This is a genomic window from Streptomyces sp. NPDC058195, assembly GCF_042883525.1.
Taxonomy (GTDB): Bacteria; Actinomycetota; Actinomycetes; order Streptomycetales; family Streptomycetaceae; genus Streptomyces.
Map to the genome: position 1 here is coordinate 193,592 of NZ_JBHVVM010000008.1, position 13,420 is coordinate 207,011.

Sequence of the window (13,420 nt, forward strand, 5' to 3'; positions counted from 1 at the left end):
CCGCCCCGGCACCGCGGGGCCTTCCGGTCAGCACGTACACAGCCCGGCCTCCACTCTCAGCTTCTCGGGATCGGTGTAGAAGGGCGCACCGAACCGGGCGCGGATACCGCTCACCGTCCGTGGTCCGAGCGGCCGTTCCCGCGCCGTGGCCAGGGCGGCGGCCAGCTCCTCGATCGCCTGCGGACCGGCACCCTGGAAGGTGATCTCGTTCGACCCGAGGCGCAGGTGCACCCCGGGCATCCGCGGCATCGACGACTGCAGGTTGACCCGGATGCCCGCCTCGGCCAGCCGGTTCGACAGGGCGTACGCGGCCGACGGGCCGTCCATCGCCACCCACACCTGGTGGGTGTCGGTGTAGCCGGTGTCCCGGTCGCCGTGGACCTGGAACCCGGTGTCGGCCAGGGCGCCGGCGAGCCGTCGCGCGTTGTCGTTGGTCGTCCGGGCGTAGTCGGCGATCCGCGGCTCGACCTCCAGCGCGGCCAGGGACAGCGCCAGGGTCTCCGCGAAGTGGTGGCTGCTGACCAGGTCGAACTGGGCGGCGCGCAGGCGTTCGTCGACCTCCTCGGCGTCGGTGAAGATCACGCCCTTGTGCGGTCCGGGGAAGGATTTGTGGGTCGAGCCGCCGAAGGCGTCGGCCCCGCACGCCAGGGGGTTGTCGACCAGCCCGCCGAGGACGAGCCCGAGGTAGTGGCTGGCGTCCACGTACAGCCGGGTGGCCGGACTCACCCTCCGTACGACGTCCGACATCGCCGCGAAGTCCGGCACCCTGACGCAGTTCTGCACGTCCACGTAGACCAGGTCCACGTCGCCGGGGGCGAGCGCCTCGGCCAGCCCCGCGGTGTCGACCCGGCCGTCCGGGCAGCCGAGCAGCCGGGACCGCCGTCCCAGTCTGCCGAGCAGCGCAGGGGTGGCGTAGTGGCCGCCGGAGTCCTGGTCGACGCTGACCACGGCCGAGCCCGGCGCGGACAGCGCGGCGACGGTGAGGATCATCGCGCTCATGCCCGAGATCGGCCGCACGTTGCAGTACCGCGCCGAGGCCATCCGTCGCAGCGCACCGGCCCCGAGCGCCTCGATGTGCGCGATGTCCTCCCCGCCGCGGAACTCCCAGAACAGGGGGTCGCCCGCGGTGTTGAAGAAGTACCGGTTGGAGAAGTCGGTGCCCAGCGGCACCGAGGCCAGGGGCGAGACCCGGTTCTCACTGGGCACGAGGTTGAGGGCGTGCCCGGCCCGCCGGTCGGCGTCGGCTATCGCCCTGCCCAGCATCAGCGGGTCGACGCCCGCCGGTGTCCGTCCGCCAGTTCCCTCCGTCACCTCATCACCTCAACGCCGTTTCGAGGATGTTCACGGTGCCCACGGCATCCGGCTCCGCGACCGAACAGTTGAACCGCACCCAGGGGCGGGTGCAGTCGTACAGGGCGGCCCACGGCTCGTCGCTGCCCCCGAAGATCGCCGCCGGGTTGAGCTTGAGCCCCGCCTCCCGGCCGACCCGGTTGCACCACCGGACCGCCCCCTCGGGCCCGTCGACCCGGACCGGCAGCGGCAGGAACAGCGAGTAGCCGGTCTCCGGATACCGGGGGGCCGGATCGATGCCCAGCGGCACCAGCCGCTCGCGGTAGACCGCGAGGACGGTGGCGTAGTGCCGTGCCATGCCCCGCAGATAGCGGTCCAGGGTGTCGACGGCCGACGACCGCCACAGCATCCGCGCGAGCGGGTCGTCGGCGTCCGGCCGGACCGGCGCGACCTCGGGGGGAAGCAACCGGGGCCGCGCCGCCACCGTGCCGCCGCGCCGCGCCGACCGGGCGCACATCAGGGCGACGTACAGCGCGACGACCGCGGTGGACAGGGGGCTCAGCGCGTAGCAGCGCTCGAACCGGTCCGCCTCCAGGTACCGCCGCAGTCCGGGGTCACGGGTGATCAGCAGGCCCGCGCGCAGGCCGGGCACCGACAGGTCCTTGCTCGCGGTGAGCATCACACAGCCCCGGCCGAGGTCGAGGTCGCGGACGGCCTCGCGCAGGTGCCCGTCGTCCACCGCGACGCCTCCGGAGGCGGCGGCGGACACCTGGAACACCGAGTCGAGGACGTGGAAGTCGCCGTCGGCCCGGCCGGGGAGCCGGAAGCGCCTGCCGGTCACCCCGTTGGGCACGATGTCGACGACGGCACGGGGCGCGCCCGGCCGGCCGCCGTGCAGTTCGCCCGCACCGTTGTAGTGGGCGCCGACCGGCATGTGCCAGCGGCGGGCGGACTGCTCGAAGGCGTAGTAGCAGGGCAGCGGCAGCACGTACTCGTACCCCCGGCCGGCGAGGTATCCGGTGACCACACTGATCGCCTCCGTCGACCCGGACATGACGAACACATCGCCGGGCCCGATGTCGTGACGGCCCAGCCACCGCGCGGTGAGTGCGCTGATCAGATGCCGGTCGGATCCGTCGAACCCGGTCGAGTAGTCCGTCATGCGCTGCTGTTCGAACAGCACCGTGATCAGGGAGCGGACCCGCGCGACGAGCTCGGGGGCGGCCGGGTACATGTTGCGGCCGTATCCGATCTGGTGCGGTGTGGACACTCCGCTCCGCAGGCGCCGGTACGCGACCACGCACTCCGCGTCCCGGGCGTGGGTCATGACTTCCTCCGGACAGGCCGTCACGGGCGCCACTCAGCGCTTCGCCGACGAGGACGGCGTCGGCACCGGGGCGGCCGGCACCGCCCGGACGATCGACGAGACCACCTGCTCCGAGGACGCGTCCGGCAGGAGCTCGACCCAGTGGTCGACCGGGGCCCCGGGGTCCTCGACGAACGACAGATACGCGTCCAGCCGCGCCAGCTGCCAGTTCCTTACGCGGTGGTAGTCCGGCGAGTCCCGCTCGAAGAACGGGAAGGCGTCGGCCAGACGCACGCAGTACTCGCGGGTCGCCCGCAGCCCGATCACCCGCACCGCCGCTCCCCGGGCCGCGATGTCGGCCCGCAGGCGGGCCAGCCGTGCGCCGCAGTGGATGTTCATCGGTGCCAGGACGCGGCCACTGCCGGTGTGCCGGGCGGTGTGGACGCACAGCGTGGTGAACAGCGCCTGCCAGACGGGGTCCTCCTGGAAGTTCTCCGGCAGGCCGGTACGGAACTCCATCAGGGCGAAGCCCAGTTGCTCCCCGTCGACGACCTCGACTCCGGTCCGGCCGTCCGGCCGTCCGCCGAGCCGGGCGGCGACCGCGTGCGCGATCTCCATCCGCGGCAGTGCCCAGGGGCCCGTGACAAGGGTGATCATCGGCTCACCCGGAACATCACGTGGAGGTCCTGGTCCGCCGTCGCCAGCTCCGGCCGGTGGGAGATGCTGGACCAGGTGGTACGGGTGAATCCGTGCCGCGCGAAGAGGTCGCGCAGGACGTTGGGGTGCCAGCCGCCGAACCCCGGCAACTCCTGGCCCACCTCCTGGAAGTCACCGTGCGGGCGCCCGTCCCAGATCGTCTCGACGGCAACCCAGACGGCGGGCCTCGCCGTGTGCGCCGCGACCGCCCCGGCCAGCCGGCCGGGGTCCGCGACGGTCCACAGCACGTTCCGGGAGAACACCGCGTCGTAACGCCCGCCGATGCCCGCCGCCTCCGCGGCGTCCGCCGCGTCGAGCCGCGAGAACGTGACGGTGGGGCCGTCGTCCGGAGCGTGCCGTTCGAGCGCCTTCCGCCGGGCCCGCGCCAGCATCTGCTCCGAGGTGTCCACACCGTGGACGTCGAAGCCCAGCTCCGCGCACAGCAATGTGTAGGTGCCCGTCCCGCAGCCGATGTCGAGAAGCCGCCCCGAACGGACGGGAAGGACCTCCGCCAGCATCGACTTCCATGCCGCGGCCTGGCTGGCCGTCAGCGCGTTTCCCGGTGTTTCGTCATAGTGCTCGGCGCGGCGGTCCCAGTGCGCCACCAAATTCGTCACGTCCGACTCCTCCGGCTGCTATTCCCGCTCGTTGTCCGTCCCGAAAACGATGTGGACGCGCAGGTCGTCGCCCCCGTTGAACGCGCTGTGCAGCTGCCGGGTGTCGACGTAGTAGAGATGTCCGTCGGCCGGGATGTTCACCACTCTGTCGTGTTCGACGAACACGAACCGCGCATGCCCGCTCGTGGTGACGGCGAGGTGGTACCGGGGTGTCAGATCGCGGTGCACCGAATAGCAGTGCTTCGGATCCAGCGCCATGATCCTGGTACGGACGGGGGTGAACGGCAGCCGGTCGAAGACCTCGCCCAGATAGCTGCCCCGCAGCTCGGCGTGCACCTCGGTGAAATCGGCGTCCGAGGAGATCAGCGACTGCCGCAGGCAGCCCTCGTACCACGGGTCCGGCGCCTTCGGCCGGTGCTGGAGGGCGAGCTGCCGGGTTCCCTCGAAGACCAGCGGGTGCCTTTCCAGCAGGCTCGCCACCGACGCGCGGAGCTTTTCAGGGTCGATGTGGAGATCAGTCCTGGACGTCAGCACGGTCACGGTGTGGCCCCTCCTGCGAAACGGATCAGCCAGGTCCGCCCACGGCGAACCGGTTCTCGCTTTCTCGCTCTCCTGCCACTACTAGATTTTTCTGACTACCGCAGGATCTGTCATTGCCGTGACGCGACCACCTGATTGGCCGATCGCGTCCCGCTCGAACCAGTCGTCGCGGAATCTCCCCGGCGGCACCCCGTATTTGGACCGGAATACCCGGCTGAAGTCGGACGGCTGGGTGAACCCGTTGCGCAGACCGATCTCACGGACCGAAACCGATCGCAGCCGGGTGTCGCAGAGTTCGCGGCGGCTGTTCTCCAGCCTCCGCTGCCGGATCCAGTCCGACGGTGTGCTGCCCTCCGTCTTGAACAGCCGTTGCAGATAGCGCAGGGAGATGTGGTGGGCCGAGGCGACCAGGCCCGGAGTGAGACCGCAGTCGCCCAGATTGCGGTCGATGAATCCGCGGATGCGCGTTATCAGTTCGTACTGCTGGGTCTGCGGACACATCTCCCCGGCGTCGACGAAGTGCCGTTCCAGCACCGCCGCGGCCAGGTGCAGGGCGGCATCGCCGAACCGGGCCACCTCGGGCGCCCCGAGCCCGGCGGCCCTGCCCGCCGCCTCGACCAGGAACGAACGCAGCAGCGGCCCGGAACCGGCCGCGTCGCGGACGCTGTGCGGCGACCCGGCGGTGTCCGGGGGAACCGTCGGCATCGCGGAGCCAGGGAAGACCATCACGACCGCCTCGGCCGCCCGGTTCCCCGGCGCCGGGCCGATGCCCAGGGGGAGCAGGGTGTCGCACAGCGCCACCGCCGCGTCCCGCACGACCAGTTCGCGCCCGGCCCGCGCCACTTCGATCTCGCCGAACGAGCTGAGCACCAGCGCGTGCCGCCCGGGATCGGCCTCCAGCACATGGGGAGCGGCACCGGTCACCCGGAACGTGATCCGGTGCGCCGTGACACTGCCCAGTTCGGTGGACCGCAGCACCGGGCGGACGCCGCGGAGAACCGGGTCCTGGCGTCCGGGGTCATCGGCGCGCCCCGCCAGGGGCGCGTACACAGTTCTTTCGGTCATCCACCGGTCCCCCCGCCGGACGGCACCACCCAACGGCACCGTCTCACCGCTGTGCCGCATTTCCAGACTCCCGTTCTAGTGAATACTCGGTTCGTGGCCCTCCAAGAGCAGTCCGTCACATACTGCCGCTGGTGAAATATCACTGTCATTGATAAGGGGCGACCAATCGCTTGACCTCGTGCGCCGATCTGTTCGATGTCGCGGGAACACGCACCATCGCGCCAGTACGATGAAAAGCACAAAGAAATACGCGAAGAAAAATATGAAGAAAGGCGTCGAGTTGACTTCTTCAAGCCCGATCGACCCCGCCCGGGAACCGTGGAATCTCGCACGGCGTTTCGCGTGTCGGCTGACCGATGTCCTGGGCGACACCCTCCGGGAGGTCGTGGTGGTGGGGTCCGCCTCGCTCGGTGACTGGCAGGCGGAGAGCGATATCGACCTCGTCTGCGTGGTGGAGCGGGAGCTGGACTCCCGGGCCCGTGACGCCGTCGCTCCGCTGCACGAGAAGTCCAGGGAGGCCCACGGCCACACCATCGACGCCATGTATGTGACGCGGGACGGGCTGGCCAAGGGGCCCGACGCGCTCCGGTCGGTCGTGGCGACGGTCGCCGGAGCCCTGCATCCCGAGTCGTCGGACGGCCCGATGAACTGGCCGACCTGGCTCAACATCGTCCAGTGCGGGGTCCGCGTCCCCCTCGCCGAGGACGGGGCGATGGCGGTGGTGGAGCCGGGGAGCGCCGGTTTCCCGATCGAGGAGGAGACCGCGCGGGAGGGTGCGATCAGGTTCTCCCGCGCCAACCTCGGCCAGTACTGGAGCAACCGGATCCGGCTGTCCGAACAGATCTATCTGGCCGACGGCGCCACTCACCCGGTGTCCGCGTTCGAGGTCGAGTGGATGTCCCTGGGACCGGCCCGCCTGCTGGCGACGGTCCGTACCGGGCGCATCGTCTCGAAGTCGGAGGGCGGTGAGCTGGCCGCCGCTCAGTGGCCGGACTTCCGCCCGCACCTCACGCGGGTGCTCGAAGCCCGCCGGGGCCCGGACACCGGCGCGGCCTGGAGCCGCGAGGACCTGGAGCGCTCGCTCGGCCTCGCCCGCCTCTGCGTGGACCTCGGCACGGGGACCTGAGGGCCGGGGGCCGCCTTCGCCGACCGGCCCCCTATCCTCTGCTGGTCCGCCCGGCCATGGGCGGTCCGAGGGAGGGACGGGTTCATGCGGCAGCGGAGGGCGGGCTTCCGGCTCAGAGGAGCGGCCTGGGTGCTGGTACCGCTCGGGCTGGCCCTGGCGGTGGGAGGCACCGGGTATTTCTTCACGGCCTACCGGGGTGTCACCGTCGAGGGCAGCGCGATGGAGCCCACGTACCGCGTCGGCGAGCGGCTGGTGGCCGAGCGTGTCGACGCGGGCGAGATACGCAGGGGCGACGTCGTACTCGTCCGGGTGCCCGGCCGCTACGGGGACCTGCCGGTCCTCCAGCGGGTCATCGGGACGGGCGGCGACGACGTGGCGTCCGACGGCGACCGGGTCACGGTGAACGGGAAGCCGGCCGACGAACCGTACGTGCGGCGCGGCGCGGTGTCCCCCGGCCTGGATCCGTACGACGTGAAGGTGCCGCACGGGCGGCTGTTCCTGCTGGGGGACAACCGGGGCAACGCGAACGACTCGCGGTTCTTCCTCGACGAGCGGTCGGGCAGCGTCGCGGCCGCCGGGGTGCTCGGACGGGTACGGGACGACGCCACCGCCCCCATGGCGACGCTGGCGCTCGGGGTCCTCGGCGGCGTACTGACCCTGGCCGGGATCGGCCTGGGGATCGGCGGCTACGCGGCCGGGCGGAACGCCGCGGCACGTCCGGCGGCTACGGGGCGGTGGTGAGGCGGTACCACCCCGACTCGCGGTGCAGCAGCCCGAGGTCGACCAGGGCCCGGCGCAGTGACACCGCGTCCGTGGTCCCCGACGCGCACCACGGTTCCAGGAGCTCCGTCACCGCGCGCTCGTCGTACCGCTCACCCGGCGGCGCGAAGGTCGCCTCGGCCACATGCCGCAGCACCGCGCCCCGGGCCTCGGGGGCCGTCTCCTCGGGCAGCCGCAGCAGGGTGCCGCCCCGGACGAAGCCCCGGAGCCGGACGTCGGGCTGCTCGGCCGCGGCCTCCTCCTCCCGACGGCGCGCGGCGGCCCCGGCCGCCCGTTCCAGGGCCGCTTCGTCGACGACGAGGCGGCCGTTTCCCCCGGCCACGAGCAGCCCCGTCCGGGTCAGCTGCCCGATGGCCTTGGCCGCCACCGGGGCGTCGAGTCCCGTGCCCGCGAGGATCGCGGACGGGGCGGACGAACCGAGCGCGACCGCGCAGAAGACGCGGCGCAGCGTCGGGTCGGCCAGTGCGAGCGTGAAGTCGTCAGGGGTGAAGTTGAGTTCACCAGATGTCATGGGAGTGCTCCGATTCCTGGTCCCGCCCGTGCCGTCGCTCATGACGCGGGACCTTCGCGAGGGGGTTCGACGGTACGGGCGAGGGCGGCCCAGGACGCGAGCAGGAGTTCCACCGCGTCCACGACGGAGTCCGGGCCGCTGTCGGCAGGGGCGAGGACCCGCTGGATGGACAGCCCGTCGTCCAGGGCGTGCACGATCAGAGCGAGGTGCTCCACGGGAACCGGCACGGTGATGCCGCGCTCGGTGAAGCCCTGCTCCAGCGAACGGGCGATGGCCTCCCGGGAGCGGAGCTCGCGCTCGGCCAGGCCGGGCAGCAGCTCCGGGTCGCGCAGCGCGTACAGCCACAGTTCGGTACGCAGCGCCAGCCAGCCGACGAGGTTCTCGTCGCGGCGGCGGTGCCAGGAGCGGAGGCGGTCGAGGGTCTCCTCGAAGGTGCCCGCCCCGGTGCCCATCGCCCGGACCTCGGCCAGCTCGTGCCGGGTCCGTTCCTCCAGCAGGGCCTGGACGAGTTCGTGCTTGCCCTCGAAGTTGCCGTAGAACGCGCCCCGCGTGTAGCCGGCGGCCTCCACGATCTGTTCCACCGACGTGCCGCTGACGCCCTGGCTGGCGAAGAGTCCGGCCGCCGACCGGAGAATCCGTTCGCGGGTGATCTGCCGGCTCTGCTGCCGGGTGAGCCGTTCCGTGATGACGACCGCCTCCTCGCTGCGCCGTTCCGCTCTGTGACGGGCTTTCGGATACAGGACTGTATCCGCATACGGATCTGTATCCGAAGTGTTTTTCAGGATCACCGGGCGGCACCGGAAGCCCCGGGCCGCACCCGGCGGGGTCCGCTCGCGCGGAAGGACGAGTGAGCCGACGCGGCCCGTCTCCACCGGGAAGCCCGGCGGCCAGGGCCTGGACGGGCCGTGCAGGGACTCCCGGCCGGTCAGCAGCGCGTACGCGGTCTCGCGCCAGTTCGGGTTGCCCCCGATGACGAAGCCGCCTCCGTCCGGGTCCGGCATCCAGGGGCGACGTGGTCTCCGCGCTCCCGGGGAGGCTATGTGATCTTCGCTGCGATGGTCCGGACGAACTCAGGCAGCACGTCGTCCCGCCAGACGAACGGTGCGGGGGCCGACTCGCCCTGGAAGGTCACACTGCTCTGCCCGCCCACGGTGAACAGCAGCGGACCTTTGCGGCAGTTCCAGCTTCCCTCGAAATTACCGGTGATGACGCAGTGATCCGCGCCCTTCGCGCCCTGGTTGGTGCTGGATCCTGACGCGAGGCGGTGTTCGTAGCCGACGATCAGCCCGGGGTCGGCCACGGCCTCGATGCGGAACCAGAACTGGGTAGCGGCGTAGGTCTCGCCCGGAAGGCGCATGCTGTAGAGGCACTGACCGGACTTCGCCCGGTCACTCTCCTTCCATGAGGAGTCGGCAGCGAAGTCCTTGATCGACAAAGCGCTGATCGGACGGCTCTCCTGTTCGATGTCCTTGGCGCCGGGAAGGATCGCCCTGATCTCCTCCTGGTTCACGAACGAGCACGCGTCCGGCCACTGCTGCGCGGCCAGGATCTCCCCGCCCCTGAGTTCGGGAAGGTTGACGGTGGCATCTCGGGGGGCGGCCTTGCCTATCGCGACCTCACCCTCGGAACCCTCGGACAGCACGTACGGAGCGACCAGGAGCGTCAGCAGCACCACATTCGACATCAGCAGGGTGAGCATCACGGCTCTGTTCTTCCACATGGCGGCCGATTCTCCCCGAGCGGCGAGCTGGCCGTCGACCGCATCCGCCGCACCGAGGCGTCCCGTTGCCGGGAGATCCCGGGCACAGCCGCAGAGCGAGACCGGCCGTCGGTTCTTGTGAACCCACGGGCCAGAGCCACCGGACGGGGCTGAAGGCCGATACCGCAGCCATCCGGCAGTTCGTCCTCCGGGCCCCGCCACCTGTGGCCGCCCGGCACGCGGCCACCACAACGAGAGCGCCCCCGGATCGGCACCGAAGCCGGGGCACCGTGGAAGAGCCACGCACCGGGCCGCCACGCCCGCTGGAGCGGCCCCGCGTGGAGTACGCGCCAGGCGAACGATCCCGCCCCGTGGCTTCCTTCGCCGCACAGTGGTGACCCTGCTGAACCGAGTAGCTGTCCTGTCCGGCATTCATGGAGTGCTGCCGGCCTTGGAGGCCGTGCTCGCACTCCGCTGTCATCTGCGCCCCGCTCGTCAAGTCCCGCCGGAATGACAGAAGTTCAGGTCAACCGTTAGCCTCCCTGTCATGTCATCCCAAGGGCGCAGCGCCGGAACCGTCTTCTGTATCGTCCTGGCGATGCTCAGCGTGACGACGGCGGTGATCCTGTCGGCCGTCGCGCTGACCGCGGCCTCCGAGGTGGCCGATGAGCCGCTGGGTGAATTCGGCAGCAAGCTGTCCCTGTTCGAGGACGCCGATTGCGCGACCAAGCTCGACACCCCGCCGGACCAGCCGTTCATGAAGTGTTTCTCCGAGTACCAGGCGGCCACGCAGGAGGACGCGGCGCTCTGGGCGAGGGAGATCGCGGCGCGGCAGGCGGACATCCAGGCGAAGGGCAACCTCGCCATCATCTTCGGTCTGCTCGGGGTGACCTTCGCGGTCTGCGGCGTGGCGTCCGGCAGGAGCGGCCGGACCGAGCCCCACGCGACCGGAACCTGGGCGGCCGATCCCGCCCCGGGCGGGGCACCCGCGCCCGCCCAGGCACCCTCGCAGCCGTAGCCACGACGGCTCCGGGGCACCGGACGCCGGTTCCGCGCTCACACGCGCGGACTCCGGTGGATGCCTTCGGCGGTGCCACCGGGGAGGGCCGGGCGGTACGACGTCGCCGAGGGTTTGTGCTCACGCGGCCGTCCCGGCCGGGCGGGGCCAGGCGGGCTCGCGCAGCAGGCGCAGGCCGTTGAGGCCGACGATCACGGTGGAACCCTCGTGCCCGGCGACACCGAGCGGCAGCGGGAGGGTGCCGATCAGGTCCCAGGCCACCAGGACGGTGATGAACGCTCCGGCGATGGCCAGGTTCTGGAGCACCAGGCGGCGGGCGGTGCGCGAGAGCTGCACGACGGAGGGGATGGTGGCCAGTTCGTCGCGGACGACGACGGCGTCGGCGGTCTCCAGGGCCAGGTCGGAACCGGCGCGCCCCATGGCGATCGCGGAGTGCGCGGCGGCCAGGGCGGGGGCGTCGTTGACACCGTCCCCGACCACGAGCACCCGCCGTCCCTGGGCCTCCCATTCCCTGACGGCGGCGACCTTGTCCTGGGGCAGGAGCCCGGCGCGGACCTCGGTGATGCCGACCTCGGCGGCCAGTTGGGCCGCGGCGCGTTCGTTGTCGCCGGTCAGCAGGACCGGCACGCGGCCGGTCAGGCGGGTGAGGGCGGCGACGGTGGCCGCCGCGTCGGGACGGAGCCGGTCCGCGATGCCGAGCACGCCCACCGGGACGCCGTCCCGCAGGACCACCACGGTGGTACGTCCGGCCTCCTCCAGTTCGGCCACCGCCTTCCGGTGCGGTTCGTGGGAGGCGCCGTCCAGGAGCCGGGCGGGGGCGCCGACCGTGACGAGGTGGCCGTCGACGGTGGCGGTGACGCCCTGGCCGGGCGTGGAGGTGAAGCCTTCGGCCTCGGACAGCGCCAGGCCGCGTTCGTGGGCGGCGGCGACCACGGCGCGGGCGAGCGGGTGCTCGCTGGGGTGCTCGGCGGAGGCCGCCAGTCGCAGGAGCCCGTCGTCGTCGAGGCCGCGACCGTGCAGCGGGCGCAGGTCGGTGACGTAGGGGGTGCCCTCGGTGAGGGTGCCGGTCTTGTCCAGGGCGACGGTGTCGATCCGGCCGAGGCGTTCCATGACGACGGCCGACTTGGCCAGTACGCCGTGCCGTCCGGCGTTGGCGATGGCGGACAGCAACGGCGGCATGGTGGAGAGGACCACCGCGCACGGCGAGGCGACGATCATGAACGTCATGGCCCGCAGCAGGGCCGGCCTGAGGCCGTCGCCGCACAGGAGCGGGATGCCGAAGACGGCGAGGGTCGCGAGGACCATGCCGATCGAATACCGCTGCTCGATCTTCTCGATGAACAACTGGGTGGGAGCCTTCGTCCCGGAGGCTTCCTCGACCATCCTCACGATCCGGGCGATCACCGAGTCCGACGGATCCCGTTCCACCCGCACCCGCAGGACGCCGGTGCCGTTGAGGGTGCCCGCGAACACCTCGTCGCCGGTCTGTTTGGCCACCGGCAGCGGCTCACCGGTGATGGTGGCCTGATCGACGTCGCTGGTTCCGCCGACCACGTGCCCGTCGGCACCGACCCGCTCCCCGGGGCGCACCAGGACCGTGTCCCCGACGACGAGGGCCTGGGCGTCGACCGTTTCCTCCGTACCGTCGGGCAGGAGCCGGGTCGCGGTGTGGGGCGCGAGGTCGAGCAGGCCGCGCACCGAATCCGCGGTCCGGGCGGTGGCCACGGCCTCCAGGGCCCCGGAGGTGGCGAAGATGACGATCAGCAGCGCCCCGTCGAGGACCTGGCCGATCGCGGCGGCGCCGATCGCCGCCACCACCATGAGCAGGTCCACGTCCAGGGTCTTGTCCTTCAGGGCCCTCAGGCCCTCCCATCCCGGTTCCCAGCCGCCCGTGAGGTACGTGGCGGCGAACAACGCCGTCCACAGCCACGCCGGGCCGTCGAGCAGGTACACGGGCAGGGCGAGGAGGAACAGCACCAGCGCCGCGAGCGCCCAACGGGCCTCCGGAAGCGCCAGCAGGCGCGTCCGGCCGCGCGGCGCGACCGGACGCGGCGCGGCTGCGGGCCGCGCGGGTCGCTGATCGAGGACTGAGGGCATGGCAGAACGACCCTTCACGGGCGGGCGGGGGAATCACCTCCACCATACATGAATAGCTGAATAGTCTTTCAGGTGTCCTCGGTATGATGGCCCCATGGGCCACGGAACCGACACCGCCAGCAGCGCCACCACCCGCGAGCGCCTCGACGCCGTCGGCACCGCCGATGTGGCCGCCACGCTCCAGGCCCTCGCCACGCCCTCGCGGCTGCACATCCTGGCCCGCCTCCAGGAGGGCCCGTGCTCGGTGAGCGACCTCGCCGACGCCGTCGGCATGGAAGCCTCCGCCTGCTCCCATCAGCTCCGCCTGCTGCGCAACCTCGGCCTGGTCGCGGGCGAACGCCACGGACGCTCGATCGTCTACGCCCTCTACGACAACCATGTCGCCGAACTCCTCGACCAGGCCCTCTACCACGTCGAGCACCTGCGCCTCGGCGTCCGCGACACCCCGCCCGCCACCGGACGGTAGGCGGGCGAACCCTGCCCCACGGCCCTCCCGGCCGGTGAGCCGCGCACGACGGACGCCCCGCGCCCGGCGGGAAGCCGGACACGGGGCGTCGGGGCGCGCCCGTACGTGGGTGTCAGCGGTCGGCCGCGTACGTGACGAAGGCGTTCCACTGCTGCGGTCCGAAGGCGAGCTGCGGGCCGTGGGTCTGCTTCGAGTCGCGTACGCGGACG

The 13,420-nt window shown here is 71.7% G+C and carries 15 protein-coding genes; 4 read left to right on the forward strand and 11 right to left on the reverse strand.

The genetic code is table 11. From position 1 onward, the window contains the following. Positions 1 to 27 precede the first annotated feature (27 nt). The 6 genes from ACFVWY_RS13170 to ACFVWY_RS13195 form a co-directional block, all read right to left on the reverse strand. Positions 28 to 1,311, reverse strand: coding sequence for a hypothetical protein (locus ACFVWY_RS13170; protein WP_389870710.1), 1,284 nt, complete (start codon positions 1,309 to 1,311; stop codon positions 28 to 30). Between the two features lie 4 nt (positions 1,312 to 1,315). After that, positions 1,316 to 2,617 (reverse strand): hypothetical protein, encoded by a 1,302-nt coding sequence (locus ACFVWY_RS13175; RefSeq protein ID WP_389870712.1) that lies wholly within the window; start codon positions 2,615 to 2,617, stop codon positions 1,316 to 1,318. 33 nt (positions 2,618 to 2,650) lie between these two features. Next, positions 2,651 to 3,253, reverse strand: coding sequence for a hypothetical protein (locus tag ACFVWY_RS13180; RefSeq protein ID WP_389870715.1), 603 nt, complete (start codon positions 3,251 to 3,253; stop codon positions 2,651 to 2,653). Next, the gene (locus ACFVWY_RS13185; protein WP_389870718.1) at positions 3,250 to 3,909 is read right to left on the reverse strand and encodes a class I SAM-dependent DNA methyltransferase; all 660 of its coding nucleotides are present in this window, start codon (positions 3,907 to 3,909) and stop codon (positions 3,250 to 3,252) included. The genes ACFVWY_RS13180 and ACFVWY_RS13185 overlap by 4 nt, the downstream gene beginning before the upstream one ends. An 18-nt stretch (positions 3,910 to 3,927) precedes the next feature. After that, positions 3,928 to 4,449 (reverse strand): hypothetical protein, encoded by a 522-nt coding sequence (locus tag ACFVWY_RS13190; RefSeq protein ID WP_389870721.1) that lies wholly within the window; start codon positions 4,447 to 4,449, stop codon positions 3,928 to 3,930. Between the two features lie 81 nt (positions 4,450 to 4,530). Beyond that, positions 4,531 to 5,514 carry an AraC family transcriptional regulator gene (locus ACFVWY_RS13195; protein ID WP_389870724.1) on the reverse strand — a complete coding sequence of 328 codons (984 nt, stop codon included), beginning with the start codon at positions 5,512 to 5,514 and terminating at the stop codon, positions 4,531 to 4,533. Positions 5,515 to 5,794: 280 nt separating this feature from the next. On the opposite strand from ACFVWY_RS13195, the gene ACFVWY_RS13200 reads away from it, so the two are divergent. Together ACFVWY_RS13200 and lepB are read left to right on the forward strand one after the other, a co-directional pair. Continuing rightward, on the forward strand, positions 5,795 to 6,640 hold the full coding sequence (locus tag ACFVWY_RS13200; RefSeq protein ID WP_389870727.1) for a nucleotidyltransferase domain-containing protein: 846 nt from the start codon (positions 5,795 to 5,797) through the stop codon (positions 6,638 to 6,640). A gap of 84 nt (positions 6,641 to 6,724) precedes the next feature. Further along, positions 6,725 to 7,381: a signal peptidase I gene (lepB, locus tag ACFVWY_RS13205; RefSeq protein ID WP_389870729.1), complete on the forward strand. Its 657-nt coding sequence runs from the start codon at positions 6,725 to 6,727 to the stop codon at positions 7,379 to 7,381. On the opposite strand, the gene ACFVWY_RS13210 is transcribed toward lepB, so the two are convergent. From ACFVWY_RS13210 to ACFVWY_RS13220, 3 genes are read right to left on the reverse strand one after another with little or no spacing between them, the layout of a single operon-like run. Continuing rightward, positions 7,365 to 7,931: a DUF2087 domain-containing protein gene (locus tag ACFVWY_RS13210; protein WP_389870731.1), complete on the reverse strand. Its 567-nt coding sequence runs from the start codon at positions 7,929 to 7,931 to the stop codon at positions 7,365 to 7,367. The genes lepB and ACFVWY_RS13210 overlap by 17 nt on opposite strands. Positions 7,932 to 7,969: 38 nt before the next feature. Continuing rightward, positions 7,970 to 8,932: a TetR/AcrR family transcriptional regulator gene (locus tag ACFVWY_RS13215; RefSeq protein WP_389870734.1), complete on the reverse strand. Its 963-nt coding sequence runs from the start codon at positions 8,930 to 8,932 to the stop codon at positions 7,970 to 7,972. 35 nt (positions 8,933 to 8,967) lie between these two features. Next, positions 8,968 to 9,651, reverse strand: a complete 684-nt coding sequence (locus tag ACFVWY_RS13220; protein WP_389870736.1) for a hypothetical protein — start codon at positions 9,649 to 9,651, stop codon at positions 8,968 to 8,970. 526 nt (positions 9,652 to 10,177) lie between these two features. Between ACFVWY_RS13220 and ACFVWY_RS13225 the strand changes: the two genes are divergently transcribed. Beyond that, positions 10,178 to 10,648 (forward strand): hypothetical protein, encoded by a 471-nt coding sequence (locus ACFVWY_RS13225; protein ID WP_389870739.1) that lies wholly within the window; start codon positions 10,178 to 10,180, stop codon positions 10,646 to 10,648. A gap of 120 nt (positions 10,649 to 10,768) precedes the next feature. On the opposite strand, the gene ACFVWY_RS13230 is transcribed toward ACFVWY_RS13225, so the two are convergent. After that, entirely contained in the window at positions 10,769 to 12,745 is a 1,977-nt protein-coding gene (locus ACFVWY_RS13230) for a heavy metal translocating P-type ATPase (protein WP_389870741.1), read from the reverse strand. 94 nt (positions 12,746 to 12,839) lie between these two features. On the opposite strand from ACFVWY_RS13230, the gene ACFVWY_RS13235 reads away from it, so the two are divergent. After that, positions 12,840 to 13,211 carry an ArsR/SmtB family transcription factor gene (locus tag ACFVWY_RS13235; protein WP_389870744.1) on the forward strand — a complete coding sequence of 124 codons (372 nt, stop codon included), beginning with the start codon at positions 12,840 to 12,842 and terminating at the stop codon, positions 13,209 to 13,211. A gap of 112 nt (positions 13,212 to 13,323) precedes the next feature. On the opposite strand, the gene ACFVWY_RS13240 is transcribed toward ACFVWY_RS13235, so the two are convergent. After that, positions 13,324 to 13,420, reverse strand: a 97-nt coding sequence (locus ACFVWY_RS13240) for a DUF397 domain-containing protein (RefSeq protein ID WP_389870933.1), incomplete at its 5' end; no start/stop codon positions are given.

Coding starts and splice junctions, on each gene's coding strand:
- ACFVWY_RS13175 (WP_389870712.1), bottom strand. CDS start 2,617: ATGACCCACGCCCGGGACGCGGAGTGCGTGGTCGCGTACCGGCGCCTG.
- ACFVWY_RS13180 (WP_389870715.1), bottom strand. CDS start 3,253: ATGATCACCCTTGTCACGGGCCCCTGGGCACTGCCGCGGATGGAGATC.
- ACFVWY_RS13195 (WP_389870724.1), bottom strand. CDS start 5,514: ATGACCGAAAGAACTGTGTACGCGCCCCTGGCGGGGCGCGCCGATGAC.
- lepB (WP_389870729.1), top strand. CDS start 6,725: ATGCGGCAGCGGAGGGCGGGCTTCCGGCTCAGAGGAGCGGCCTGGGTG.
- ACFVWY_RS13210 (WP_389870731.1), bottom strand. CDS start 7,931: ATGACATCTGGTGAACTCAACTTCACCCCTGACGACTTCACGCTCGCA.
- ACFVWY_RS13215 (WP_389870734.1), bottom strand. CDS start 8,932: ATGCCGGACCCGGACGGAGGCGGCTTCGTCATCGGGGGCAACCCGAAC.
- ACFVWY_RS13220 (WP_389870736.1), bottom strand. CDS start 9,651: ATGTGGAAGAACAGAGCCGTGATGCTCACCCTGCTGATGTCGAATGTG.
- ACFVWY_RS13225 (WP_389870739.1), top strand. CDS start 10,178: ATGTCATCCCAAGGGCGCAGCGCCGGAACCGTCTTCTGTATCGTCCTG.
- ACFVWY_RS13230 (WP_389870741.1), bottom strand. CDS start 12,745: ATGCCCTCAGTCCTCGATCAGCGACCCGCGCGGCCCGCAGCCGCGCCG.
- ACFVWY_RS13235 (WP_389870744.1), top strand. CDS start 12,840: ATGGGCCACGGAACCGACACCGCCAGCAGCGCCACCACCCGCGAGCGC.